This window comes from Kitasatospora sp. RG8 (genome assembly GCF_017813315.1).
Classification (GTDB): Bacteria; Actinomycetota; Actinomycetes; order Streptomycetales; family Streptomycetaceae; genus Kitasatospora.
Window position 1 is genome coordinate 406,658 of the sequence record NZ_JAGIYX010000002.1, and the last position, 23,721, is coordinate 430,378.

The following is a 23,721-nucleotide window of genomic DNA, read 5'->3' on the forward strand; positions in this document are numbered from 1 at the left end:
TCGGCCCAGAAGTCGGCCGGGTCGACTTCTGGCGCGTGAGTGCCGGGCTTCTGGCAGCTGGGCTGGTGGACGGACGGGCTTCTGCGCTGGAGGTCGGCTGGGGCGGCTTCCGGTGTGTGGCACAGCCGACGGATGGCTTGTCGTGGTCACCGGGCCGGGCCGGTCCAGGGTGCGTGCGGGCGGTTGCGTAGGAAGTCGGCCGGGTCGCCTTCCTACGCAACGGGGACGACCGGCCGCCGGGTGCGGGTGGTGAGGGTGAGGGCGGCGCCGAGGAGACAGAGGGCGGACGCCACGAGGGTGGCGCGCTCGGCACCTGCGGGGAGCGAGGGGGTGGAGGACGCGACGGCCACGGTGATGGCGACGCCCAGGGCGGAGCCGAGGTAGCGGGCGGTGTTGTTGGCGCCGGAGCCCATGGCCGCACGGTGGGGTGGGACGCTGCCGACCGCGAGGCGGGCCAGCGCGGCGTTGAGGATGCCGCTGCCGACGCCTGCGACGACCAGGCCCGGCACGAGCCGTTCCCATGGCGTGCCCGGGGTGACCCCGTACAGCCCGGCCTGGCCGAGACCGGAGAGCAGGAGGCCGGTCGCGACCTGGGTGGTGGCGGACATCCGGTCGGCGAGTCGGCGGGCCTGGAGGGCGGCGACCACGGACAGGCCGGACCAGAGGGCGAGCACCCCGGCCGCCGCGAGGCCGGAGAGGCCGAGCACGCTCCGGAGGAGGGTCGGCAGATAGCTCATGAACCCGACCACCGCGAGCCCCGTGAACAGCGCTCCGCCGGTGGCGGCCACGAATCCGGGGTTGCGGAACAGTGCGAGGTCCAGCATCGGCTCCGCGACCAGTGACTCCGCCACGAAGAACAGCGCGAGCAACAGCGCCCCGAGGGCGAGCAGCACCAGCACCGGCGTCCGGCCCCAGCCCGTCCGCCCCTGCGCGAGGCCGGCGATCAGGCAGGACGTCCCGGCGGCCAGGGTCAGTACGCCGTACGGGTCGAGCGCACGCGGGCGCTCGGCGCGCGACTCGGTCAGGACGACGGTTGCCGCCGCGGCCACTGCGGCGGCGGCCACCGCGATCCCACCGTTCACCGCGCGCCAGCCGGCCGTCTGCTGGACCAGTGCCCCGTACACCGGCCCGAGTGCGATGCCGAGGCCGACCGCCGCGCCCCAGGTGCCGAGGGCCCGGATCCGGCCGGGTCCTGGAGGGTGAGCATGGCTGACCAGCCCGAGCGCGGGTGCCAGGATCGCCGCGGAGGCAGCGCCCAGGAGGACCCGGGAGGCGAGGTACACGCCGCCACCGGGTGCGAGTGCGCCGAGCGCGGCGGCGACGGCGAAGAGCAGCACACCGGAGGTGAAGACCCGCTTGCGGCCGCGGTCGTCGGCGACGCTCCCGGCGGTGAGCAGCAGGGCGGCGAGGCCGATCAGGGTGCTGGTGAGGATCCACGTCCGCCCGCCGGCGCCGAGGTGGAGGGCGTCGGCGGTGGCGGCGAGCGAGGAGGTCGGGGCGGTGTAGGCGATGGTGACCAGCGCGGTCGCCAGGCAGGTGGTGAGGAGGGTGGCACCGGTGCGGACCGGGAGCGCGGCACAGGTGCCGACGGCCCGCCCGGAGGCGGTCGGCCCGGAGACGGTCGAGGCGGCCGGCCCGGAGACTGTCGAGGCGGCCCGCCTGGAGGCGGCCGGTACGGAGTCGGCCGGCACGGCGGCCGACGGAGCCGAGCCCGATGGCCCAGAGCCTGACGGCGCGGAGCCCGATGACGCGCGGGACATGGCGTTCCCTCCGAATCGCAGACCATGAGGCGAGCGCATCATGAGTCTGGTGAATGAACCTTCAAGCCGCGCAGCACGCTACCACCGTAAGTCTGTTCATTGAACCCTTGATCCGCCTGGACTACGCTGAGCCGCATGGCGCTCGGAACCGACTACGAACAGCAGGACTGCTCACTGGCCCGCGCCCTGGAGGTGGTCGGCGAACGATGGAGCCTGCTGATCGTCCGCGATGCCTTCTACGGGGTCCAGCGCTTCAACGACTTCCTCGTCCACCTCGGCATCCCGCGCGCCGTCCTCACCTCGCGGCTGAACGCCCTGGTGGCGGCCGGGGTGTTGCGCAAGGAGCCCTACCAACAGGCGCCGCTGCGCCACGGCTACCTGCTCACCGATGTGGGCCTCGAACTCTGGATGCCGGTCTACACGCTGGCCCGCTGGGGCGGCCGCCATGCCTCGGCCGGCGGACCCAGGCGCATCTTCTCGCATGCGACCTGCGGCACCGACCTCGACCTGGCCGGCTCCTGCCCGCACTGCGGGGGCCCGGCCGTGCCGCCGGGCGAGGTGACGATGCGCCCGGGGCCGGGGGCGTCGTCCGACGTCCACCCGGATCCGGTCTCCCGCGCGCTGGCCCGCCCCCACCGTCTGCTCGCGCCGGTCGGAACGGCCGCGGAGGCGCAGTCGCAGTAGGGGCGAGCCGACGCGGTCGGGGAGGCACGGTCGGGCCGACGCGGTCGGGCGGGCGTCGGGATGCCAGGCTTCCCGGGCTTCCCAGGCCTGCCGGGCCTGCCGGGCCTGCCGGGCCTGCCGGGCCTCAGTCCAGGGCCTCCAGGACGGTGGCGTTGGCCAGGCCGCCCGCCTCGCACATGGTCTGCAGCGCGAACCGCGCCCCGCGCTCGCGCATCGCGTGCACGAGGGTCGTCATCAGTCGCGTGCCGCTCGCGCCGAGCGGGTGGCCGAGTGCGATCGCGCCGCCGTTGACGTTGACCTTCGCGGGGTCGGCGCCGGTCTCCTGGAGCCATGCCAGGACGACGCTGGCGAACGCCTCGTTGACCTCGAACAGGTCGATGTCCGGCAGTGACAGCCCGGCCCGCCGGAGCACCTTCTCGGTGGCGGGTATGACGCCGGTCAGCATCAGCAGCGGGTCCGAGCCGGTCACCGCGAAGGAGTGCAGCCGGGCCAGCGGGCGCAGGCCCAGTCGCGCCGCCGTCTCGCTGCTGGTGATCAGGACGGCGGAGGCACCGTCGTTGATCGGGCTGCTGTTGCCGGCCGTCACTGACCAGTCGATCTGCGGGTACCGCTCGGCGAAGCCGGGGTCGGCGAAGGACGGGCGGAGGCCGGCCAGGATCTCCGGCGTGGTGTTCGGGCGCACCGACTCGTCCAGGGTGACGAGCCCGGTCGGCGTGGTGACCGGCACGAGCTCCGCCTCGAACAGGCCGGCGGAGTGCGCCTGCGCGGCCTTGGCGTGCGAGCCGCCGGCGAACGCGTCCATCGCCTCGCGCGCGACCGACCACTTGGCGGCGATCAGCTCGGCGCTGACGCCCTGCGGGATCAGCCCGCCGGGGTAGCGAGCGGCGATCGCGGCGCTGAACGGGTCGGCGCCGGGCGGCACGTTGGACCACATCGGGACCCGGCTCATCGACTCGATCCCGCACGCCACCACCACGTCGTACGCGCCCGCGATCACGCCCTGCGCGGCGAAGTGGACGGCCTGCTGGGAGGAGCCGCACTGCCGGTCGACCGTCGTCGCCGGGACGGACTCCGGCAGGCCGGCCGCCAGCCAGGCGTACCGGGTGGTGTTCATGGCCTGCTCGCCGACCTGGTCGACGCAGCCGCCGATCACGTCGTCGACCAACTCCGGGTCGACGCCGCTGCGGCCGATCAGGGCCTGGAGGGTGTGCGCGAGCAGCTCCACGGGGTGGACGCCCGAGAGCGCGCCTCCGGGCTTGCCCTTGCCGATGGGGGTGCGGACGGCTTCGACGATTACGGCGTCACGCATGGCGGCCGCCTTCCTCTCGCGTGAGTTGGGAAACCAAACCTACTAGAGATCTAGTGAGTTTGGAATTCCAACGTTATGAGGTTGTGGTCCGGGCCGCTCTCCGCGCGGCTGCCCCGCTCGCTGCGCCCCGCTCTCCGTGCACGCTCTCCGGGCCTCGCCCGCTACGCCACCCCGCCCTGCCCGCTACGCCGCCCCGCCCGACGCGCGGCCCTTGCCCGTTGCTCCGCCGTTCTGCAGGGTGCGCAGCAGTGCGACCCCCGCCGGGTCGACCGACCGGCGGGTGTTGGCCAGGGTTATGACGCCGACCTGCTTCTCGGGGTCGAAGGCGACGAAGGAGCGGAACCCGCCCGTCCCGCCGTTGTGCCAGATCTGGAGGTGGCCGCCCTGCTGGGGGTGGAGGCGGTGGGCGAGCCAGCCGAGGTGCATCCAGGCGAAGGGGTTGACGCGGTGGTTGACCTCCCGGGTGAGGGCTATCGCGGGCGCCAGCGGCGACCCGCCCGGCGCCGTGGTCGTCGCCGACGCCTCGAAGGGGGTCGTGGCCGAGGCCCCGGTGCAGGCCAGCTGGGCCTGGAGGAGTATCGCCAGGTCGGCGGCGGTCGAGCGGAGCCCGCCGGCGCCCGCGAGGTCGGCGAGGTGCCAGCCGGGGACGGGGCGACGGCCCGGGGTGTGGCCGTGGGCGAGCCGGCCGGAACGCTCGCCGTCGACGGTGATCACCGTGTCCGCGAGTCCGAGCGGCTCGCAGACCTCGCGCGTGACCAGTTCCTCGTAGCCGGTGCCGGCCTGGTGGGCGAGGGCCAGGCCGAGCAGGCCGGCGCCGAGGTTGGAGTAGCGGAAGCTGCGGCCGGGCACCGCGCGCAGTCGGGTGCGGGCGAGACCGGACAACAGGGCGTCGGAGGTGCAGTTGCGGTACGGGTCCGGCTTGTTCGGGGAGAGCAGGGCGGGCAGCAGCATCCCGGCGGGGAGCCGCGGCAGTCCGGAGGTGTGGGTGGCCAGGTGTTGCAGGGTGATCGGCGTACCGCCCCGGGCGGGGACGGTGACGCCGGGCGGCAGCGCGTCCTTCAGGACCTCGGCCAGTGGTTCGTCGAGTGCGGTCGAGCCGGCGAGCACCAGACGGGCCAGGGCGAGAGAGGTGAACACCTTGGTGGCCGAGCCGATTTCGAACAGGGTGTGCGCTCCGGGCACGCCGTCGCCCGGGCCCGTGGAGGTGCTCCCGGCACCGCGGATCTCCACCGCGCCGCCGGCCAGGCCGGCGACCACGGCGCCGACCTGCTGGCCGGCGAGCCGGTCGGCGGTCTGCTGGACAAGGCTGCCAAGGTCGTTCATGGTTGCGAGCCTAGGCCCCGCCCCCTGCCCGGTCGTCCGCCGTGACGATGATTCTGCACCCCCGCCGCTCCTCCGGCCGAGGTACGTTCCCGCTGCTCCCCGTGAAGTACCGGGAGCGGGCGGGGAGTAGCGGGGGAGTGGCGGGGGCGGCGGGGGCCCTGTCGGGCGGGGGCGGGGTTTGTCGGACCGTCAGCAGCTCAGGTTCGAGCCCGGGACGGTGCCGAGGATCTGGGTGAAGCTCTGGTAGGCGTTGATCCGGCTCTGCACCTGCGCGGGGTTGCCGCCGTTGCACTCCAGGGAGCCGTTGATGCTGCGGATCGTCTCGCCGAAGCCGTACCCGTTGACCATGGCGTTGTGCGGGGTCATGGTGCCCGGGCCGGTCTGGGTGTTCCAGTACCAGAGGGCGGTCTTCCAGGCCACGGCCGGGTCGGTCTGCACCAGGTTGGGGTTGTGCAGCAGGTCGATGCCGAGCGCGTCGCCGGCCGCCTTGTAGTTGAAGTTCCAGCTCAGCTGGATCGGACCGCGCCCGTAGTACGCGCTCTGCCCGGCCGGGCAGCCGTAGGGCTGCGAGGTGTCGCAGTAGTGCGGGTAGTTGGCGGTGTTCTGCTCGACCACGTAGACCAGGCCGCCGGTCTCGTGGTTGACGTTGGCGAGGAAGGCGGCGGCCTCCTGCCGGCGGACGGTGTCGCTGCCGGTGTTGGCGAAGCCGGGGTAGGCGCCGAGCGCGTCGAGCAGGCCCTGGTAGGTGTAGAAGGAGTTCCGGTTCGGGAACATCTGGTTGAACTGCGCCTGGCTGACCGGGAACCCGCCGGGGTTCGGGGTCGAGGTCGGGGTGCCGGTCGGCGTCGGCGTCGGGCCGCAGCTGTACGGCTCCCAGTACCAGGTGCTGATCACCGGGTCGTACCCCGGGTTGTCGTGAGTGGCCCGGTAGAGCCCGCCGTTGGTGTAGCGGACGATGCTCCCGGTGGTGTACGTGCGCCCGGCGGTCCAGTCCGGGTAGACGCAGCCGCCCGGGGTCTGGGTGGGCGTCGGATCGGTCGGGCCGCCGCCGCACGCACCCTGGTCGGCCCAGACACCGGTACCGCCGGTGCTGGGAGCCTCGTTCTGGGTCCACCACTTGGCGGACCAGTTGTGGCCGCTGTTGGAGACGGAGGCGCCGCCGGTGTAGGCGGTGGCCGCGTTCCAGGGCGCGGAGCAGGCGGCGGCGCTGGCGCTCGCGGCGGGCAGCAGCAGCGCGAGCGCGAGCGCCGTGACCATGGCGGAGAGCAGCGCGAGCAGGCGTTTCGTTGACACGTGATCACCCCTTGTGCGGTGGGGGCCGCACATCGGTGGGACAGGACTGTGGTGCCAGGGGGCTCCGACCCCGCGCGGGCGCGTCGTGGGGGACACGCCGACCGGGGTACGGGCCGGTGCGGGGCTGACCGAGACTCAAGCGGAATGGTCTATACCTGTCAAGGGGCGGCCACGGATTGGGCCGGGAACAGTCCTGTTTTGGCGGTTCAGGCACGGATCTCGTGAAGCCGACAGGCTCCGTGCGCCGGTGGCGCCGCGTCATCTCGGAGTGGACGCCGACGCCCCGAGCTCATTCCACTGTTCCGGGATTCTCCTGCGCGTAGGCAGCCCGGCAGCGTTCCACCTGCTCGGTGACCTGTTCCACGAACCAGCGCATGATGTCGTAGGGAACGACGTGCTCGTCATGGCTGTGGATGTGGACGGTCGGTTCCAGTGCCGGATCCTCGTCGGGGACGAACCCCACCAGGAGGGCCGGTCCGGGGCGGTGGGTCATGGGGTTCGGATCCCGGTCGCGGCTCGGCCGGCGGTTGCGACCGCGCGGGTCCTCCGTGGGGAGTCCCGTCCGATGCGTGCCGCCAGCGGGCCCGGCCCGACGCGAGGGAGCTGCGGATCGGCCCTGAACCGGGTGCCCGCCGGAGTCTGCGAGGATGGCCGGATGGACGAAACCCCCGGGCCCGCGACCCCTCTGCCCGGCCTCGGCGCGCCCATCCGGGCAGGCATCCCCGAGCACGGCAGGGTGCCCAAGTACTACGCCGTCAAGGGCCAGTTGGAGGCGCTGCTCGACGAGCTCGGCGAGGGCGGCGTGCTGCCGACCGAGCGCGACCTCGCAGCCCGCTTCGAAGTGGCCCGGGAGACCCTCCGGCAGGCGCTGCGCGACCTGCTGATCCAGGGGCGGGTCCGGCGGCGCGGCCGCAGCACGGTGGTGGCCGGGCCCAAGCTGGAGCAGCCGCTGTCGCTGGCCAGCTACACCGAGGGTGTCCGCCGTCAGGGGCGCGTCCCGGGACGCAACCTGATCGGGCTGGAGAGGTTCGCCGCCGGCCCGCTGCTGGCCGGGCAGCTGGACATCGGGGTGGGGGAGCAGGTCTGGCACCTGGAACGGGTACTGCTCGCGGACGGCGAGCGGGTCGGCCTGGAGAGCACCTATCTGGCGGTGGCCCGGGTGCCGGAGCTGGACCGGGAGTTCGACCCCGGCTCGTCGTTCTACGCCTTCCTGAAGGAGAGGGCGGGCGTCGAGCTCGGCGGGGCCGACGAGCGCATCGAGACGGTGCTCGCCTCCCCGCGCGAGGCGCTGCTGATCGGAACGCCGCCCGCCCTGCCGATGCTGCTGCTGCACCGGCTCACCAGGGATGCGGCCGGTGTGCCGCTGGAGCGGGTGCGCTCGCTGTACCGCGGCGACCGGTTCAGCTTCACCACCCGTCTCGAAGCGGACTGACCCGCCCTTCGGGCACCGCCCCCGCGTTCGCCGCCTATCCCGACTTCCTGACCCGGATCGAGACCGCGGCCCCCGCGCTCTCCACCTACGTGGTCGCCTCCTGGGCACCGATCGCCGACACCGTCTACTCCGGCAAGGTCGACACCCGTGTCGCCACCCCGTCCGCCGAGTACGACACCGGCACCACCTCCCGCGCGGTCGCGAAGCTCCGCTACGGCAACCCGGACGCCGTCTTCGTCCAGCTCGACAACGTGGACCACGCCGGCCACGCCAGTGGCGCCGCCAGCCAGGCGTACCTGGGCGCGATCCGCGGGGTTGGACGCCCAGGTGGGCCAGATCGTCGCCGCCGTCCGGGGCCGCGCCACGTACGGGCAGGAGGACTGGCTGATCATGGTCACCGCCGACCACGGCCACACCGACGCGGGCGGCCACGGCGGCTCCACCTGGAGCGAGCGGCAGACCTTCGTGATCGCCAACGGCGGTGGGCTTCCGGCGGGTTCGGTCCGTCACGACGTCCGGATGGTCGACCTCGCGCCCACCGCCATCGCACACCTGGGCCTCGCGATCGACCCGGCCTGGAACCTCGACGGATCCCCGATCGGCACCCTCGTCCCGGACGCGTTCGACGCGCTGCGCCCGCAGCTCACCGGGCCGGTGGACGAGACCGGCACCGCCGCGGGCACCATCGGCTTCACCCACACCCCGCCGAGCGGCTGGTCGGTCGACAACTCGGCGATGGGCACGGGCGGCGTCACCGAGTGGCGCGGCTGGGCCTTCACCACCGACGAGTTCTGGACCAGGACCCAGCGCGACCAGTACCGCGAGCTCAACGTCCGCTCCCCCAACGTCTTCGCCGTCGCCGACTCCGACGAGTGGTCGGACAAGAGCTTCACGGGTGGTTACGACTCCACCCTGGTCAGCCCCGAGTACCCGGTGGCCGGGCTGAGCACCGTCCCGGTCTCGTTCACCACCTATTACCAGCAGGAGGGTGGCCAGACCGCCCAGGTGCTGGCGGTCTGGGACGGCGGCGCGCCGGTCGTCGTCAAGAGCTACAGCGCCGAGACCAACGGCCGGCAGACGCTGGCACTCGCCGTGCCGGCCGGTGCGAGCCGGCTGCGGCTGCGGTTCCGGTACACCGGGAGCAACAACTGGTACTGGGTGCTCGACAACGTCCGGGTCGGCTGAGCCGGGCGGCCTGCGCCCAGGGTCGGCCTGAGCCCTGGGCCGGCCTGAGCCCGAGCGTCTGAGCCCGAGCGTCTGAGCCCGACCGTCTGAGCCCGACCGTCTGAGCCCGAGGCGGCCCGGGCCGCCTCGGGCTCAGACGGCCCTCAGGGCGGGGTGAGGGCCGCCCGCAGCCGCTCGGCGACCTCGGCAGCGCCCGCCTCGTCCGGGTACTTCCCGCGCGGCCAGAAGAAGCCGCGCAGCCCGTCCTTCGGATTGCGCGGCACCACGTGGACGTGCAGGTGCGGCACCGACTGGCTGATCCGGTTGTTCGCCGCGACGAAGCTGCCCGCCGCCCCGAGCCCGCGCTCCACTGCGGCCGCGACCCGCTGCACCCGGAGGAAGAACGGGCCCACCTCCGCCGTCGGCAGGTCCGCCAGCGTGCGGTGGTGGGCGCGGGGCACGACCAGGACGTGGCCGGGGAAGAGCGGCCGCCGGTCCAGGAACGCCACCGCCACCTCGTCGTCCAGCACCCGGTGCGCGGGTTCCTCGCCCGCAACCACCGCACAGAAGACGCAGTCCATCCGTCCATTCAAGCGACCGTCCGCCGCCCCGGCACGCCCACCAACCCTCCCCGGCCCGGCTTCACCCGTCCGGCCGCTCACCGCCGGCCGCTGGCTACTGCTCCGGAGTCCCGTCGCCGGAGTGCAGCACGCCCTCGGCGTCCTGCACCAAAGCCGTCGCACCGGACGCAACCAGCGCTCCGCGGGCCTTCTCGACGTCGTCGACCTTGAAGAACACCAGCGGGTGGTCGACCCACGGCAGCCGCGACAATCCGATCTCGACCCCGCCATCGGCGAAGGTGGCGTAATCGGCGTTCTGGAACACCGGCCCCCGGCCCAGCACGGCGGTCCAGGCCTCGATACCCGCCCCCAGATCCCTTGCCGGGTAGACCACCAAGTGCACTCCGTCCAGCTCGCTCATCCCGCAGCCCCTCTCCTCGGTCGACCACTCGCGGACAGGCGCTACCGCCCGGCACCGACAGGAAATTGATCACGGATGCCGCGTCAGGACCGGGTGAACCTATGCGGCCAGAGCACTGCGTACCGCCGGTCGCGTGCGGCGGGCCGACGGGTGCGGACGGGGGGCAGGCCGGTCCGGGGAGGGCGGACCACCCGGGACCGACCTGCCCGTGATCCGGCCTCCCCGGTACCGCCCTCCCGGTACCGCCCGGCCCGCCACAGGATCCGGGCGCCGGCCGGCTGCTCGGGGCGGTGGGGCATCCGTGCGTCACCGTCGGCCTCACGTCAGCAGTTGGTCGCCGAGCGGGCCGCGCAGGTACAGGACGAGGTGCCCGTGCCGGGCCCGGGTGACCAGTCCGGCGCGGTGCAGGACGCCGAGGTGCTGGCTCACCGTGCCGGGGCTGACGCCCAGCCGGTGGGCCAGCCCGGTGGTACTCGCCGGTTCCGCGAGCAGGTCGAGGATGCGGGCGCGGGTGCGGCCGAGGAGGTCGGCCAGGGCCCTCGGCGGGGCGGTCGAGCCGGCGTGCCAGACCGTGGCGAGGCCGCGGGCCGGGTACCAGATCCGGGGCGGCAGAGCAAGGTCGACGACGGTGACGGCGTGGTCGCAGAACAGGGAGGGCGTGAACGTCACGCCGTGTCCGTCGGCGGGCAGGTCGTGGTGTTCGGCGGGGAAGGCGTCGACGGCCAGGGTCCCGGAACCGGGCCGCCAAGCCAGGCCCGGGTCGATGTCGGCGAACAGGGAGGCCGCTCCGCCGTCGGCGAGGCGGCGGGCGCGGTACAGGACGTCGGCGCGCAGCACGGCGTGAATGCGCGGCCAGTGCGGCGCGATCACCAGGAGCCAGTAGGTGTGCAGGGCGTCGGCGACACGCCCCAGCAGGCCGAGCGGGTCGGTGCGGGCCTCCTGCAGGATCGGGTGCAGGGGGCGGCCGTCGGCGGCCTGGAGCAGTTCCTGCGTCACGCGCCGGGCCGGTGTCGACCGCAGGACGGCGAACTCGTCGTCGATGTCCGTGCTCGGCGTCGGCGGGTGCGGCGTGAGGAAGTCGGCGACCAGCCGGGTCGGGCCGACGAGTGCCTGCAACAGCGGCCAGTCGAGGTGACGGAGCAGCGGGGCGGATTGCCGTAGGAACGGTTGGTGCAGGGCGTAGCGGGTGGGACTGCGCCAGGCCCGCAGGCTCTGGACGGTCTCCTGGAGGGGTGAGCATGCGAACCGGACCGAGGCCAGGGCGTCCACATCGAGCCGGATCAGCAACATTCGGCCCATGCTAAATCTCTCGCCCCGTCAGTGAACGGCCTGGTGGAATCCGGCGCATGACTGAATCTGCTCCCGGGGGGACCCCGGCGACGGCGACGTACGACCGCATCGGCATCGGCTACCGGCACGTCCGGCGGCCCGACCCGCGCCTGGCGGCGCTGATCCACCAGGCCCTGGCCGGAGCGAGCACGGTCGTCAACGTCGGTGCGGGTACCGGGTCCTACGAGCCGGCCGGCGCGGAGGTGACCGCGGTGGACCCTTCGCGGGTGATGCTGGAGCAGCACCCCGGCCGACGGAAGGTCCTGGCCGGCGCGGAGGAACTGCCCTTCGAGGACGGCGCGTTCGATGCCGCCATGGCGGTGATGACGGTGCACCACTGGCCCGACCTCCACCGTGGTCTCGGCGAACTCCGGCGCGTCTCGCGTCGGCCTCGGGGGCCTGGCGGTGACGCCACGGGGGACGGCGAGTCCGGCATGGCGTGACGGCACGGCGTGACGGCACACCACCCGGCCACCGAGGCGAGGACCCCCGCGTAGGCGCGGGACGCCGGCACCCCGACCGGCGGCCCGCCCTGGACGATCCCGAGCGTCCGGCCGATCCGGTGCCCGACGGCGGACGCCCAACACCCGACGCCCAACACCCGGCGTCTGCCGTGCGCGGACGCACCGAGGCCGGTCCCGGCGGAGCACCGGGGACCGGCCTCCGCCCGTCCGTCCGCCCCGCGTTACTCGTAGCGGTAGAGCAGCGCCTCCCGCTCGTTCTGCTCGATCATCTCGATGGTGAGCGACGGGTCCCGCAGGTGGGAGAGGGTGACGGCGGCCGAGGTGGGCTGCGCGTCCTTGGCGAGCCAGTTCTCCGGCTTCCAGGCCGAGCCGCGCAGGAACGCCTTCGGGCAGTGCCCGTACACCTCCTCGACCGCCACCACGATCGCGCTGCGCGGCGGCTTGCCGACCGCCGTCAGCTGCTCCAGCAGCCGCGGGTCGGTGGAGACGCAGGCCCGTCCGTTGACCCGTAGCGTGGTGTCCCGGCCGGGCACCACGAAGAGCAGCCCGACCTGCCCGGTCTCGACGATGTTGTGCAGGGTGTCCAGCCGCTTGTTGCCGGTGGCGTCCGGAATCGCCAGCGTGTGATCGTCCAGCACCGAGACCAGCCCGGCCGGCCCGCCGCGCGGTGACACGTCGCACCGCCCGGCCGCATCCGCGCTGGCCACGAAGACCAGCGACGAGCAGGCGATCAGCTGCCGCGCCACCTCGTGGATCCGGTCGACCTGCTTGCGCCGCGCGTGGTCGCCCGGCTGCTCGTAGATCTCCCGCAGGTCCGCCGCGTCCTTCACGGCGCCCGTACTGAGCGCCGCGAACAGGCTCCCCGGGGCGCCGTGCGCGCCCTGCGGGGTTCGAGCGCCCTGCGGGCCCGGCCCGGTGGTTGACGGAATGACAGTCTCCGGTGTGCTGGTCATACCGGAAATCTAGCGCTCCCGACGCATCGCGGAAGGTCTGCTCAGCGGCTCGCTCAGCCGCCCGCCCAGCGGCCCGCGAAGCTCCGGGCGGGAATCCCGCCGGTGATCGCCGCCTCCCGGTCCAGGACAGCCTCCGGCCATCCGGCCGGAAACCCGGCGCTTGAACGCGGACGGGCCGTCCTCCACGAACATGCGGCCGAGAGCCAGGGTGCGCGCCGGACAAGCCCGTCGACGTCCTCCTCCTCCACCACCACTGTCCCGGGACACCGTCGGGACAGTCACCTCTGGTGACCAGGACACGCCGCGCCTGACGATGCTTCGAGTCCGGAACAACCGGGCCCGGGCGGCCCGTTGCGCCCGGCTTTTCCCACCTGCGGGCCGCCGGACACCGCCGACGCCCGCCCCACGGACTCCGGAGAACCGCTCCGGGACGCATGAAACACCGCGGAGAAGAAGCACCGCGGAGAATGGAGTGCACCATGTCAGCGCAGGCCATCCGGCTGCCGCAGTTCCTGCTCCCCGCCCTCGACGAGAACGAGGCGCCGCGGGTCATGACCGACTCGGCGGCAGAGCGTGCCTGGGTCCCGGCGTACGCGGCGGTGCCGACGTACGCGAGTGTCGACCGGCCCGTGCTGGTCACCGCGTCGGCCTGACCCCGTCCGCCTGAGCGGCTGTACGGCGGTGGAGGCGGAGGAGCGCCTGTTGCGGGTGCGCACACCGCACTCCACCGCCGTACCCCGCTCCGGACGACGGCGCACACCGCACCCCAGGAACGGAACAGAAAGGCACCACCGTGGCCATGGTCTCCCCTCGCACGGCGGAGGACGTACTCGCGCGGGACGGTCTCTTCGGAGACTCCACCGCCATCCAAGCCAGGAATCTCGCCAGGTACCGCCTCGGGCTGTCACTCCTGGGCACCCGCGACCCCCGGCACGCCGACGTCCTGCACGCGCTCTCGCTGGAGCCGGACGACCGGCTGCTCCCCGCCCTGGCCGACCCCGTGCTGCGCAACGCCTTCGAGGACGACGTGGCCTGCCTGGAGAACGGGGTGTTCGCCGCCAGCGCCCTCGGTGGTCATCTTGCGGAGGGGTGGCCGCTGCCTGCCGACGGCGCCGGCCCCTGCGAGAGCCTCATGCTGACCCGGGCCCGACCCTGGCCGGAGATCGGGGTCGGCTGGGTGTGGACCGGACTCCGGGCCCCGGCCTCCCGGCAGGCCATCGCCGAACGGCTCCGTGAGCTGTGCCGCAACAGCTTCGAGCCGGGCAGCCAGAGCGAGCCCTTCGACGCGACCCCGGAGATGGTCGAGGCGCTGCGGCAGGGCGGCGAGCTGCTCACGTCACTCCTCCCGCAGATCGGTCCGAGCGTGCTGCGGCACGCGTCGCTGGTCGGGTTCAGCGACGGGGAGTCCGCCGACGGCCCGCTGCAGTCGCTGTCGGGCGGTGACCCGCTGCCGTCCTCGATCCTGATGTCCCCCGGCCGGCTCCGCGATCCCTGGACGACGGCCGAGACGCTGCTGCACGAGGGCGCGCACCTGAAGCTGTTCGACGTGCTGCGCTCCTGCGCGCTGGTGGAGGACGGCACGGCCAAGGTGCCCATCCCGTGGAGGCAGTCCTCCTGGAGCTTCATCAGGGTGCTGGTGGCGCTGCACTTCTACGCGCACATGTTGGTCTTCCAGACCGTGGCCCGCGAGGCGGCTCCTGAGCTCGTCGCCCGGTTCGGACCGCCGCCCGCCGACGAGGTCGTCGACGAGCCGACGCCGGGGAGCCCGGCCGCCGCCCTCGGCAGCCACGGCACCGTCCTGGAGCGCCTGACCTACCTCGCGGAGCAGGCCCTCTGCGCCGACCACGGGCAGGTGACCCCGGAGGGCCGCCGCTTCGTCCACTGGCTGCTCGACGCCGTCGAGCACTGCGAGCCCCGGGTGCGCTCACTGGTCCGGGTGCCCGGACCGGCCGCCGCCGCGGGCCGGGCCGGCGAACCGCCGTCCCCCGACGGCGTCTTCGTCCGCAACGAGCCCGCGCTGGTCCGGGAGCTGCCCGCCCTGCGGCAGCTCGTGGTGCTGATGCCGGACCGGGCTCGCTACCACTGGCTCGACGCACACACCTGGGCCGTCTACGCCCTGTGCGAGGGGGTGCCGCTGACCTCGATCGCCGAGGGCTACCGCCGCACGGTGCAAGGACCGCTGGGCGAGGACGCCGCCCGCAGGACCACCCGCCGCTCCCTCGACCTGCTGCTCGCCGCGGGACTGGTGTCCCGGGTGGACGGCCCCTGAGCCCTCGGCGGGACACGGTGACGGACCCCGGTCTCCGGTCACCCGTTGATCCTCCGACCTCGCTCGCCGGATCCGGGCGCGGGAGATCGTCCGGGAGGCTCGGCGTCGCCGACCCCCCGGTCCCGGCCGCCGGACGCCTGCCGACGCGCACGGGAGAGCACTCCCTGCGCGTCGGCCAGGCCGAGCCGGTGGCCGGCCTCCGCCAGGACGGCAGCGGCCTCGGCGGCGAGCCCGGCCGCCTCGTCCGGGCGCCCCTCCGCGAGGCCCACCCGGCCGAGGACGGTCAGCGCCTGGCCCTCGATGATCCGGTAGCCCTCGACGCGTGCCCGGGCCAGTGCGGAGCGGCCGTGGGTCCCGGCGTCGGCGAGGTGCCCACCCAGCAGACACAGCTCGGCCCGGCCGACCAGGATCGCCGCCTCCGTGTGCCTGGCTCCGGCCCGCTCGGCGAGCGCGTGTGCGCGGTCGTAGGTCCGCGCGGCCTCGGCCGGCTCCCCGCGGCGCGTGCGGACGGAGGCCAGGGTCTGGAGGGCTGCCGCAGCCAGACGGCTCTCGCCGATCTCGTCTGCCAGGGAGACGGCGGCCGTGGCGAGGTCCAGGGCCACGGCAAGGTCGTCCCGGTCCCGGTGCCAGTCGGCCAGCGCCCGCAGCGTCTCCGCCTCGCTGCCCCGGTTGCCGACCTCCCGGTGGATCGCCAGGGCGTCCGTGAGCCGGTCGAGCGCCTCGTCCGAACGCCCCAGAAGGCTGAGGACCTGGCCCAGATTGCCCCGGGAGACCCCTTCGGCACCGCGCGAGTCGATGCGCCGGCTCAACTCGACGGTGGCGCGGAGGTGCCGCTCCGCCGTCCGGAGGTCGCCGAGCTCCTGGCAGAGCAGGCCCGTGTTGCCCTCCGCGCTCAGCCGGAGCATGGTCCACTCCGGACCGGCCGGCAGGACCGCCAGTGCCTCCTTGTAGCGCTCCACGGCGTCCCGCAGGGCACCGGTGAGGATGTCGACGAGGCCCAGGTTGATGAGCGCCTGGGCCTTCCCCTCCCGCCACCCGATGGTCTCGGCGTCCGCCAGCACCGCACCGTAGTGCCCGGCTGCGCTCTCGTACCTGCCGAGGCTGCGGTGGGCGTCGCCGAGGCTCAACCGCGCGGCCGCGGAACCGAGCACCTCACCGGCTGCCCGGGCCGCCTCGTCCGCCGCCTCCGAGACCGCGATCCAGTCCGGGGCGGTGCGGACCAGCCAGAAGTAGCCCCGCAGGCCGTCGCAGAGCTCCCAGGCGGCGGAGCGCAGGCCCAGCGCCGCGGCCTGCTGCACGGCGAAGACGAGGTTGGTGTGCTCCTGCCGGAACCAGTCCCGGGCGGCGGTCTGGTCGTGCATCACGACCGCTTCGTCGGCGGCGTGTTCGGGGGTGAACACCCGCATCTTCTCCGGATAGAGCAGCCGGGCCCCCGTGTGCACGCCCGCCAGGTAGTAGTCGTAGAGCCGCCGGAGCGCGGCGGCCCGCTCCTCGGCGCTCTCCTCCGCCGCCACGCACTCCTCGGCGTGGAGCCGGAGCAGGTCGTGGAGGTGGAACACGTCGTAGTCCGTCTGGCCGACCAGGTGCGCGGCGACCAGCCGCTTGAGCAGCTGCGAGGTCCGGGCGGGGGCCAGGCCGAGCAGGGCGGACGCACCACCGGTGGTGGTCGTGGGTCCGGGCACGAGGCCGAGGCGCCGGAACAGCTTCCGCTCGTCGGGCGACAGGGACGCGTAGGACACGGAGAAGACCGCCTGCAGATCGCTGGCCTCGTCCTCCGGGACGCTGAGCGCGCACAGCCGCCGGTCCTCCGCCCGCAGCCGTGCCACGTAGCGGGCCACCGGGCGGTCCCCACCGGCTTCGCGCACGTTGACGGCGGCGACCCCCAGGGCCAGGGGCAGGTGGCCGCACAGCCGGGCCAGCTCCGCGGCGGCTTCCGGCTCGGCCTCGACGAGCGCCGCCCCCATGAGCCGTTCCAGCAGTTCCCCGGCCTCCGCCGGGGGAAGGGCATCCACCCTGAGGTGGCGGGCGTTGTCCCGGACGACCAGACCCGCGAGCGTGTCCCGGCTGGTCACCACGACGTACGAGCCGGGTGTCCCGGGGAGCAGCGAGCGCACCTGGGCCACGCTCCGCGCGTTGTCGAGCACGATGAGGATGCGCTTCCCGGCCACCAGCGTGCGGTAGAGGCCCATGGCGCGGTCGAGGTCGCCCGGGACACGGTCGCAGGGGACGCCCAGGGCGTAGAGGAAGGTCGCGAGGGCCTCGACGGGGGCGACCGGCTGACAGGTCGAGTACCCCCGCAGATCCATGTAGAGCTGACCGTCCGGAAACCTCGCCCGGGCGGCGTGCCCCCAGCGCACCGCAAGCGCGGTCTTGCCCACGCCCCCGCGCCCGTCGATCGCCGTGATGATCATCGGGGCGCCGGCGCCCTGGTCGTCGGCCCACTCCTCCAGCGCCCGCAGGTGGTCACGACGGCCTGTGAAGTGCAGCGCGTCGGCCGGGAGCTGGCGGGGGACCGGGGCGAGGTCGGCGCCCTCCGCGGCTGCGCCGTCCTGTGGCGCGGCCACCGCCGGCATCCCGAGGTCCGGACTGTCGGCGAGGATCGCGCGGTCCATCTCCCGGAGCTCCGGCCCCGGTTCCAGACCGAGCTCCCGGACGAGGACGCGGCGCCCCTCCCGGTAGACGTCGAGCGCGTCGGCTCGTCGGTTGGCGCGGTAGAGCGCCAGCATGTACTGCGCCCGCAGCCGCTCCCTGAGCGGCTCGCGTTCGAGCTCCCGCCGCATCTCGCCCAACAGGGCCGCGTGACGGCCGAGTCGGAGGTCGACATCCATCAACCCCTCGAACGCCGAACGCCGCCCCTCGTCGAGCCGCGGTGCCTCCACCTCCGCGAGATAGCGGGAGGCCGTCCCCTCCAGCGCCCTGCCGCGCCACAGCCGCAGGGCCCGGCGCAGCAGCGCCGAGGCACCGTTCAGGTCTCCCGCCGCCTGCGCGCCGTCGGCCCGCTTCACCAGGTCCTCGAAGACGTGGACGTCGAGCCGGTGCGACTCCAACTGCAGTGAGTACCCGCCGGGCCTGGTGTGCAGGATGTCCGCTCCGCGGTCCCCGAGGATCCCCCGCAGCCGGCGGATGTAGTTGTGCAGCGTGGTCCTGGCGGTCTTCGGGGGATCCGCCCCCCACAGTCCGTCGATCAGGTCCTCGGTCGAGACGACCCGGTCGGACCGCAGGAGGAGCATGCTCAGCACGGCCCGGTGCTTGGCCGCCGATATCGGGACGACCTGCTCCCCGCACAGCACTTCCTCCGGTCCGAGCAGCCGGAACTCCAACGGTCCTCCCCCCACGGCACCAGCCGGCCCCCGCCGCTGCCTGCGCTAGTCGCGCGCTAGCGCATCGCGGTCATGCTAGGTCAAGACATCGTCCGAGCCTAAGGGGACAACCAGTGACGCCCACGCCGACCGAGCCAGTCCGGGTGTTCCTCGTCGAGGCGAACCCGCTCATCCGGATCGGCATCGGCGCGGTGCTGTCGGACGGCACGGTCGACCTCGTGGGCGAGGCCGCGGACGCCGAGGCGTGCCTGGAGCAGATCGGGGACACGGGCCCGCACGTCGTGCTCCTGGACCTCGACAGGCCGAGGGGATCGGGACTCGCCGCGGTCCGGTCCCTGGTGCGCCGCTTCCCCGCGGTCGGTGTGGTGGCGACCGGGTCGGCCCGGAACGAGGAGAGCGGGCTGGCGCTGGCGGCCCTGTCGGCCGGCGCCCGGGGATTCCTGCTGAAGGACCTGGAACCCGCCATGATCCTCGACGCCGTCAGGCTCGTCCGGGGCGGCGGGGTGGTGCTCAGCCCCGGTGTCGGCGGCATGCTCCCGTCGCTCCTCGCCTCGGCGGCCGATGTGCCGAGCAGCTGCGCCCTGGCCGCCCTGACCGCCCGTGAGCACGATGTGCTCGGTCTCATCGCCTGCGGTTTCGACAACCGGCGGATCGCCAGGGAGCTGATCCTCTCGGACAAGACCGTGCGCAACTACGTCTCGGCCGTGCTGACCAAACTGGGGGCGGGCAACCGCGGAGAGGCCATCGTGGCGGCACGGACGGCGGGGCTCGGGCAGGCCCCGCGGAGTGGGAAGCCGATCCGGCCGGCCTCCCACTCCGTACGCCGCGCCCCGTCGTGGCCAAGCCTCAGGCCGGTGTGAACGGGGGCTGCGCCGCCGCTCACGGCTGGTGCCCGTACCCGACTGCCCGGACCCGGCTGCCCGGACCGGCCCAGGGCGGCGCGGCCGCCTGCGCCGGGACGTCCGGTACCGGCCCGGGGTGTCCGGTGCCGACGGAACGGGGCAGGTGACGGAACGGTGCCGCGGCGGATAATTGTGGGTGTTCCATCGGCCCGCAGCCTGGTGCGGAGTGCCTCAGGGAGGTGGTGGCCGTGATCGTCAGGATCTGGGCCGGGCAGGTCATGGCCGGGCAGGTCGAAGAGTTCTGCGCCCTGCTGACGTCACAGGTGATCCCACAGCTCGGGCAGACGGACGGCTGCCTGGGCGGCGAGCTGTTGCGGTCGGTGACCGAGGACGGCCACCGGGTGCTGGTGGTGAGCCGGTGGCGCGACGAGGAGGCCCTGCGCGGGTACGCGGGGCCGATGTGGCGGATCCGGCCGGTCTGGTCGGAGGGCGAGCTGCGCTACCTGGCGCACCCGCCCGAGGTCACCCACTTCACGCCGATCCCGGCCGTGCGGCCGGCGTGACCCGCGGCCGGGGTCCGGCCTCCCCGGCGGCGCCCGGTCCGTGCGTGCCGACCACCGGGCGCGACCCGCGGGGGTCGGCACGCCCACCGGGTTCGCACGTCCGCCGGGTTCGCACGTCCGCCGGGGTGCAGACGTCCGCCGGGTTCAGACCATCAACGGCACCGGATGGATCTCGTCCGCCGGGTGCCCGGAGCGCTCGTGGATGCGCTGCACGGCCTCCTTGGACGGCGCCTCGGAGAGGCAGTACACGGTGCCCGACTCCGGGTCGGCCCACGCCTGCTCGAAGTGGACGCCCTCGTCGCCCTCGATCGCGAGGTCGGCCCGGTGGGCCATCCGCAGCTGTTCCTCGGTGATGCCCGCCATACCGTGGTGGACGTCCATGAACTTGGCCATCGCTGTCGCACCTCCAGGAGTCGCGGCCGACCGGTGCCGGCCGCCTACCACCAGCGTGCGCCCGTCGCACCTCGGGCCGCCACCGGGCACCCGCGCCACCCGGCGTCCTACGCTCGGATGAGAACCGCCCGGGCCGGGAGAAGCCGAGGCAGCGACCGGCAGAGACCGGCAGAGACCGGCCGCGACCGGCCGAGTACCGACCGGGCGCACGGTCCCGGCCCCGGGTGAGAGGACGGCCCGATGCCCGTGCTTCCCTTCGTCGGCCGCGCCGACCTGCTGGCCGAGCTGGCGGCGGCGGTCGCCGAGGCGCGCGCCGGGCGGGGCGGCCTGACCGTGCTCACCGGCGCGGCCGGTGCGGGCAAGACCCGGGCGGCCGAGGAGGCCGTGCGCCGGGCCGAGGGGTGCCGGGTGCTCTGGCTCTGGTGCCCGCCCGGAGCCGGCGTCCGCGCGGGCTCCGGCGCGCTCGGCCCCTGGTCGCAGGCCGTGCGCGAACTCGCCGCCGCCGACACCGCCTGTGGCCGGCTGGCCGCGGCCTCGCCCGGGCTGCGCGCCCTGGTCGCCGGCGAACCCGCCCCCGCCGCGGCGCCCGCCCCGGGCGTCCCGGGTGGGCCCGACGCCACGGGTGCGCCGACGCGCGGCGGACCACGCACCGCCCACCTGCCGCGCACCGCCGACCTGCCACGTGCCGCCGACCCGGCGGCGGCCCGGCAGCGGCTCGGCGGCGACCTCGCCGAACTGCTCCGCACCGGCGCCGCGCGCCGCCCGCTGCTGCTCGTCCTGGACGACGTGCACGAGGCCGACGCCTCCACCCTCCACCTGCTGACCGAACTCGCCGCCGCCGTGCGCACCACACCCGTCCTGCTGCTCGCCACCGCCCGGGACGACGGCGCCGCCTGGCGCGGGCGCACCGCCGCCCGGGCCGCGCTGCTGAGGGCGGGCCGGACACTGCCGGTCGGTCCGCTCACCGAGCCGGACCTCCGGGCGCTGCTCGCCGCCGCGGCCGGCGGGCGCAGCGACCCGGCGGCCGTCCGCGCGCTGCTGGAGCGGACCGGCGGTGACGCCTTCTTCGTCACCGAACTGCTGCGCCACGACGGGTCCGGCCGGCCGGGGCCGCTGCCCGCCACGGTCCGCGCGGCGGTCGCGGCGCGGCTGGACGGGCTGCCGGGGGAGTGCGCCCGGGTGCTCGGCGCGGCCTCGGTGCTCGGCACCCGCTTCGGCCTGGACGTGCTGGCCGAACTCGCCGCCGTACCACTGGACTCGCTCCGCCCGGTGCTCGCCGCCGCGACCGGGGAGGGGCTGCTGGCACTGGTCGAACCGGGCGCGGGCGAGTTCCGGCACGAGCTGATGCGCGAGGCCGTCCTCGACGCCCTCGACCCGGCCGAACGCGCCGCCCTGCACGGCCGCGCGGGCTCGGTACTGGCCGCCCTCGCCGCCCGCGGCCGGGACACCGGGCCGGCCGAGGCGGCGCGCCAGCTCATCCTGGCCGGGCCGGAACAGGCCGCCGCCGCCGCCGAGTTCGCGGGTCGGGCGGCGGACCGTGCGGCCGGTCTGCTGGCGTTCGAGGACGCGGCCCAGTGGTACGAACGGGCGCTGACGGTGCTCGGCACGGCAGCCGTCGCGGACGACGCCCGCCGTGCCGCCCTCCTGCTCGGCCTGGGCACCGCGCGCCTCGGCGCGGGCCACCGGGAGCAGAGCCGGGAGGCCTTCCTCGCCGCCGCCGGTCCCGCCCGCCGTGCAGGCCGCCCCGACCTCCTGGCTCGCGCAGCCCTCGGCCTGGGCTCCGGTCCGGCGGGCTTCGAGGTGGACCTCCTCGACCGTCCGCAGATCGACCTGCTCGCCGAGGCCCGCACCCGCCTCCTCGCCGCGCCGCCCACCCGGCCCGGCGCCCCACCTCCGACCCCGAGTTCGCCTCCGGCCCCAAGCCCGACCTCACCCCCACCCCAATCCCCACCCCCGACCCCGCACCTCGCCCTCCTCGCCGCCGTGACCGCGCGGCTCTCGGTCGCCGGGGCGCTGGTCGAGCCGGAAACGGACCGCCTCGCCCTGGCCGAGGAGGCGGTCCGGACGGCGCGGGGGAGCGGGGACGACGCCGTGCTGGCGTACGCGCTGTCCGCGCTCTGCGACGCACGCTCCGGCCCCGCGTACTGCGGCGAGCGGCGCGCCTGGGCGGGGGAGATCGTGACGCTCGCGCGGGGGTTGCCGGAGCCGGACCGGGAGTTGGAACTGCTCGGCCGGCGGCTGCGCCTGGTGGCGTTGCTGGAGCGCGGCGAGTCGGCCGAGGCGTACGCCGAGATCCAGGCGTACGAGGCGGGTGCCCGGGCGCTGCGCCGACCGCTCTACGCCTGGTACGTGCCGCTCTGGCGGGGTATGCGGGCCCTGTTGGAGGGCCGGCACGCGGACTGCCGCGCCGCCCTCGCGGAGGTGGCGGAGCTCGGCGAGCGGGCCGGCAGTGCCAATGCCGCCCTCCTCGCCGCCACCCAACGCTGGTGCCTCTGCGCGGAGTCGGGCGAGACCGACGAACTGAACCGGCTGCTCGCCGGACCGCCCCCGCTGGACAGCCTGCCGGGCGTCTGGCCCCGGGTCACCCGGGCGCTGATCGCGGCCCAGCTCGGCGATCGCACCGACGCGAGACGTCGACTCGTCTCCGTGGCACCGCTGTTGGCGTCCGCACCGGTGGACAGCGAGTGGCTGCCGATGATGGCCCAGGTCGCGGAGGCGCTCGCACTCGTCGGTGCGACGGCCGCCGACGCGGAACTGAGACCCCTCGCCCGCTGGCTCTACGACTCCCTGTACCCCTACCGCGAGCTGCTCGCGGTCGAGGGGATCGCGGCCGCCGTCCGCGGCCCGGTGCACCGCCACCTCGGTCTGCTCGCCACCGTTCTCGGCGAGTCCGCCGCCGCCCGCGAGCACTTCGCCCGGGCGCTCGCCACCGCCCGGGCGCTCGGCGCACCCGGCCTGGCCGACCGGATCGCCCAGGAGGCCGACGGTACTGGGCGGCCCGCGGAGGACGGTCAACTGTTCGTCTTCCAGGGAGAGTTCTGGCAGCTCGGGTATGCGGGGGAGGAGGTCCGGCTCCCCGACAGCAAGGGCCTGCGCGACCTGGCCGCACTGCTGGCCCGGCCGGGCAGGCCCGTCCCCGCCCTCGACCTGGCGACCTCGGCCCCGGCCGGCGGCGTGGCCCGGCCGTCCGATCCGGAAGGGCTCCACCAACCGTCCGACACAGGTGAGTTGATCGACGCCACCGCCCGCGCCGCCTACCGCCGGCGGCTGGTCGAGCTGGACGAGGAGTCCACCGAGGCCGACGCCGCCGGTGACGCCGAGCGCTCCGCCCGGATCGCCGTCGAGCGGGACGCGCTGGTCGGCCAGCTCTCCGCCGTCTACGGCCTGGGCGGGCGGGTGCGCCGGACGGGCTCGGCCGCCGAACGGGCCCGGACCGCCGTCACCGCCCGGATCCGCACGGCCATCGACCGCATCTCGCACGCCCACCCCGCCCTCGGCCGGCACCTCGCCAACGCCGTGCGCACCGGCACACTCTGCGTGTACGAGCCGGAGCAGCCCGTCCACTGGCAGCTCGACGACAGGCGGCCCTAGCGATCCGCCGACCGTCCCCCGCCGCGCCGCCGCGCCCCGCGAGCCCGCGCC

General features: G+C 74.6%; 20 protein-coding genes. 9 read left to right on the top strand and 11 right to left on the bottom strand.

Features of this window, described 5'->3' with window-relative positions; genetic code table 11:
- Positions 1–212 precede the first annotated feature (212 nt).
- Positions 213–1,691 (bottom strand): MFS transporter, encoded by a 1,479-nt coding sequence (locus tag J5Y04_RS04635; protein ID WP_209410471.1) that lies wholly within the window; start codon positions 1,689–1,691, stop codon positions 213–215.
- A gap of 204 nt (positions 1,692–1,895) precedes the next feature.
- Between J5Y04_RS04635 and J5Y04_RS04640 the strand changes: the two genes are divergently transcribed.
- Positions 1,896–2,444 (top strand): helix-turn-helix domain-containing protein, encoded by a 549-nt coding sequence (locus J5Y04_RS04640; protein WP_209410472.1) that lies wholly within the window; start codon positions 1,896–1,898, stop codon positions 2,442–2,444.
- Between the two features lie 124 nt (positions 2,445–2,568).
- On the opposite strand, the gene J5Y04_RS04645 is transcribed toward J5Y04_RS04640, so the two are convergent.
- The 4 genes from J5Y04_RS04645 to J5Y04_RS04660 all read right to left on the bottom strand — a co-directional run bounded on the left by J5Y04_RS04645 (position 2,569) and on the right by J5Y04_RS04660 (position 6,862).
- Positions 2,569–3,753 carry a thiolase family protein gene (locus tag J5Y04_RS04645; RefSeq protein WP_209410473.1) on the bottom strand — a complete coding sequence of 395 codons (1,185 nt, stop codon included), beginning with the start codon at positions 3,751–3,753 and terminating at the stop codon, positions 2,569–2,571.
- A gap of 183 nt (positions 3,754–3,936) precedes the next feature.
- The gene (locus tag J5Y04_RS04650; RefSeq protein WP_209410474.1) at positions 3,937–5,076 is read right to left on the bottom strand and encodes a serine hydrolase; all 1,140 of its coding nucleotides are present in this window, start codon (positions 5,074–5,076) and stop codon (positions 3,937–3,939) included.
- 189 nt (positions 5,077–5,265) lie between these two features.
- Positions 5,266–6,369, bottom strand: a complete 1,104-nt coding sequence (locus J5Y04_RS04655; RefSeq protein WP_307852928.1) for a glycoside hydrolase family 19 protein — start codon at positions 6,367–6,369, stop codon at positions 5,266–5,268.
- 289 nt (positions 6,370–6,658) lie between these two features.
- A complete protein-coding gene (locus J5Y04_RS04660) occupies positions 6,659–6,862 on the bottom strand; it encodes a hypothetical protein (RefSeq protein WP_209410475.1) in 204 nt (67 codons plus the stop codon).
- A 162-nt stretch (positions 6,863–7,024) separates the two neighbouring features.
- On the opposite strand from J5Y04_RS04660, the gene J5Y04_RS04665 reads away from it, so the two are divergent.
- Both J5Y04_RS04665 and J5Y04_RS04670 read left to right on the top strand, forming a co-directional pair.
- A complete protein-coding gene (locus J5Y04_RS04665) occupies positions 7,025–7,801 on the top strand; it encodes a GntR family transcriptional regulator (RefSeq protein WP_209410476.1) in 777 nt (258 codons plus the stop codon).
- Positions 7,802–8,128: 327 nt separating this feature from the next.
- A complete protein-coding gene (locus J5Y04_RS04670; RefSeq protein WP_245204231.1) occupies positions 8,129–8,986 on the top strand; it encodes a hypothetical protein in 858 nt (285 codons plus the stop codon).
- A gap of 143 nt (positions 8,987–9,129) precedes the next feature.
- Here J5Y04_RS04670 and J5Y04_RS04675 read toward each other — a convergent pair whose 3' ends face one another.
- The 3 genes from J5Y04_RS04675 to J5Y04_RS04685 all read right to left on the bottom strand — a co-directional run bounded on the left by J5Y04_RS04675 (position 9,130) and on the right by J5Y04_RS04685 (position 11,236).
- Positions 9,130–9,546, bottom strand: coding sequence for an HIT family protein (locus tag J5Y04_RS04675; RefSeq protein ID WP_209410477.1), 417 nt, complete (start codon positions 9,544–9,546; stop codon positions 9,130–9,132).
- A 94-nt stretch (positions 9,547–9,640) separates the two neighbouring features.
- On the bottom strand, positions 9,641–9,946 hold the full coding sequence (locus J5Y04_RS04680) for a VOC family protein (protein ID WP_209410478.1): 306 nt from the start codon (positions 9,944–9,946) through the stop codon (positions 9,641–9,643).
- Positions 9,947–10,264: 318 nt separating this feature from the next.
- On the bottom strand, positions 10,265–11,236 hold the full coding sequence (locus J5Y04_RS04685) for a winged helix-turn-helix domain-containing protein (RefSeq protein WP_209410479.1): 972 nt from the start codon (positions 11,234–11,236) through the stop codon (positions 10,265–10,267).
- 56 nt (positions 11,237–11,292) lie between these two features.
- Between J5Y04_RS04685 and J5Y04_RS04690 the strand changes: the two genes are divergently transcribed.
- Positions 11,293–11,718, top strand: a complete 426-nt coding sequence (locus tag J5Y04_RS04690) for a class I SAM-dependent methyltransferase (protein ID WP_245204233.1) — start codon at positions 11,293–11,295, stop codon at positions 11,716–11,718.
- Between the two features lie 242 nt (positions 11,719–11,960).
- On the opposite strand, the gene J5Y04_RS04695 is transcribed toward J5Y04_RS04690, so the two are convergent.
- Positions 11,961–12,692 (bottom strand): MSMEG_1061 family FMN-dependent PPOX-type flavoprotein, encoded by a 732-nt coding sequence (locus J5Y04_RS04695; RefSeq protein ID WP_209410480.1) that lies wholly within the window; start codon positions 12,690–12,692, stop codon positions 11,961–11,963.
- A 479-nt stretch (positions 12,693–13,171) separates the two neighbouring features.
- Between J5Y04_RS04695 and J5Y04_RS04700 the strand changes: the two genes are divergently transcribed.
- Positions 13,172–13,345, top strand: a complete 174-nt coding sequence (locus J5Y04_RS04700) for a hypothetical protein (RefSeq protein ID WP_209410481.1) — start codon at positions 13,172–13,174, stop codon at positions 13,343–13,345.
- Positions 13,346–13,491: 146 nt separating this feature from the next.
- On the top strand, positions 13,492–14,961 hold the full coding sequence (locus J5Y04_RS04705) for an HEXXH motif-containing putative peptide modification protein (RefSeq protein WP_209410482.1): 1,470 nt from the start codon (positions 13,492–13,494) through the stop codon (positions 14,959–14,961).
- Between the two features lie 38 nt (positions 14,962–14,999).
- Here J5Y04_RS04705 and J5Y04_RS04710 read toward each other — a convergent pair whose 3' ends face one another.
- The gene (locus J5Y04_RS04710; RefSeq protein ID WP_209410483.1) at positions 15,000–18,281 is read right to left on the bottom strand and encodes a BTAD domain-containing putative transcriptional regulator; all 3,282 of its coding nucleotides are present in this window, start codon (positions 18,279–18,281) and stop codon (positions 15,000–15,002) included.
- A 113-nt stretch (positions 18,282–18,394) separates the two neighbouring features.
- Between J5Y04_RS04710 and J5Y04_RS43430 the strand changes: the two genes are divergently transcribed.
- Together J5Y04_RS43430 and J5Y04_RS04720 are read left to right on the top strand one after the other, a co-directional pair.
- The gene (locus J5Y04_RS43430; RefSeq protein WP_209410484.1) at positions 18,395–19,141 is read left to right on the top strand and encodes a response regulator transcription factor; all 747 of its coding nucleotides are present in this window, start codon (positions 18,395–18,397) and stop codon (positions 19,139–19,141) included.
- Between the two features lie 230 nt (positions 19,142–19,371).
- Complete coding sequence (locus tag J5Y04_RS04720) at positions 19,372–19,686, top strand: antibiotic biosynthesis monooxygenase family protein (RefSeq protein WP_209410485.1); 315 nt, start codon at positions 19,372–19,374, stop codon at positions 19,684–19,686.
- A gap of 144 nt (positions 19,687–19,830) precedes the next feature.
- On the opposite strand, the gene J5Y04_RS04725 is transcribed toward J5Y04_RS04720, so the two are convergent.
- Positions 19,831–20,079 (bottom strand): SCO4226 family nickel-binding protein, encoded by a 249-nt coding sequence (locus J5Y04_RS04725; RefSeq protein ID WP_209410486.1) that lies wholly within the window; start codon positions 20,077–20,079, stop codon positions 19,831–19,833.
- A gap of 240 nt (positions 20,080–20,319) precedes the next feature.
- On the opposite strand from J5Y04_RS04725, the gene J5Y04_RS04730 reads away from it, so the two are divergent.
- Positions 20,320–23,670, top strand: coding sequence for an AAA family ATPase (locus tag J5Y04_RS04730; protein ID WP_209410487.1), 3,351 nt, complete (start codon positions 20,320–20,322; stop codon positions 23,668–23,670).
- Positions 23,671–23,721 lie beyond the last annotated feature (51 nt).

What these genes read in the sequence shown, in the direction of transcription:
- J5Y04_RS04640 (WP_209410472.1), top strand. Translation starts at nt 1,896, where the DNA reads ATGGCGCTCGGAACCGACTACGAACAGCAGGACTGCTCACTGGCCCGC.
- J5Y04_RS04645 (WP_209410473.1), bottom strand. Translation starts at nt 3,753, where the DNA reads ATGCGTGACGCCGTAATCGTCGAAGCCGTCCGCACCCCCATCGGCAAG.
- J5Y04_RS04650 (WP_209410474.1), bottom strand. Translation starts at nt 5,076, where the DNA reads ATGAACGACCTTGGCAGCCTTGTCCAGCAGACCGCCGACCGGCTCGCC.
- J5Y04_RS04660 (WP_209410475.1), bottom strand. Translation starts at nt 6,862, where the DNA reads ATGACCCACCGCCCCGGACCGGCCCTCCTGGTGGGGTTCGTCCCCGAC.
- J5Y04_RS04665 (WP_209410476.1), top strand. Translation starts at nt 7,025, where the DNA reads ATGGACGAAACCCCCGGGCCCGCGACCCCTCTGCCCGGCCTCGGCGCG.
- J5Y04_RS04675 (WP_209410477.1), bottom strand. Translation starts at nt 9,546, where the DNA reads ATGGACTGCGTCTTCTGTGCGGTGGTTGCGGGCGAGGAACCCGCGCAC.
- J5Y04_RS04680 (WP_209410478.1), bottom strand. Translation starts at nt 9,946, where the DNA reads ATGAGCGAGCTGGACGGAGTGCACTTGGTGGTCTACCCGGCAAGGGAT.
- J5Y04_RS04685 (WP_209410479.1), bottom strand. Translation starts at nt 11,236, where the DNA reads ATGTTGCTGATCCGGCTCGATGTGGACGCCCTGGCCTCGGTCCGGTTC.
- J5Y04_RS04690 (WP_245204233.1), top strand. Translation starts at nt 11,293, where the DNA reads ATGACTGAATCTGCTCCCGGGGGGACCCCGGCGACGGCGACGTACGAC.
- J5Y04_RS04695 (WP_209410480.1), bottom strand. Translation starts at nt 12,692, where the DNA reads ATGACCAGCACACCGGAGACTGTCATTCCGTCAACCACCGGGCCGGGC.
- J5Y04_RS04700 (WP_209410481.1), top strand. Translation starts at nt 13,172, where the DNA reads ATGTCAGCGCAGGCCATCCGGCTGCCGCAGTTCCTGCTCCCCGCCCTC.
- J5Y04_RS04705 (WP_209410482.1), top strand. Translation starts at nt 13,492, where the DNA reads ATGGTCTCCCCTCGCACGGCGGAGGACGTACTCGCGCGGGACGGTCTC.
- J5Y04_RS04725 (WP_209410486.1), bottom strand. Translation starts at nt 20,079, where the DNA reads ATGGCCAAGTTCATGGACGTCCACCACGGTATGGCGGGCATCACCGAG.
- J5Y04_RS04730 (WP_209410487.1), top strand. Translation starts at nt 20,320, where the DNA reads ATGCCCGTGCTTCCCTTCGTCGGCCGCGCCGACCTGCTGGCCGAGCTG.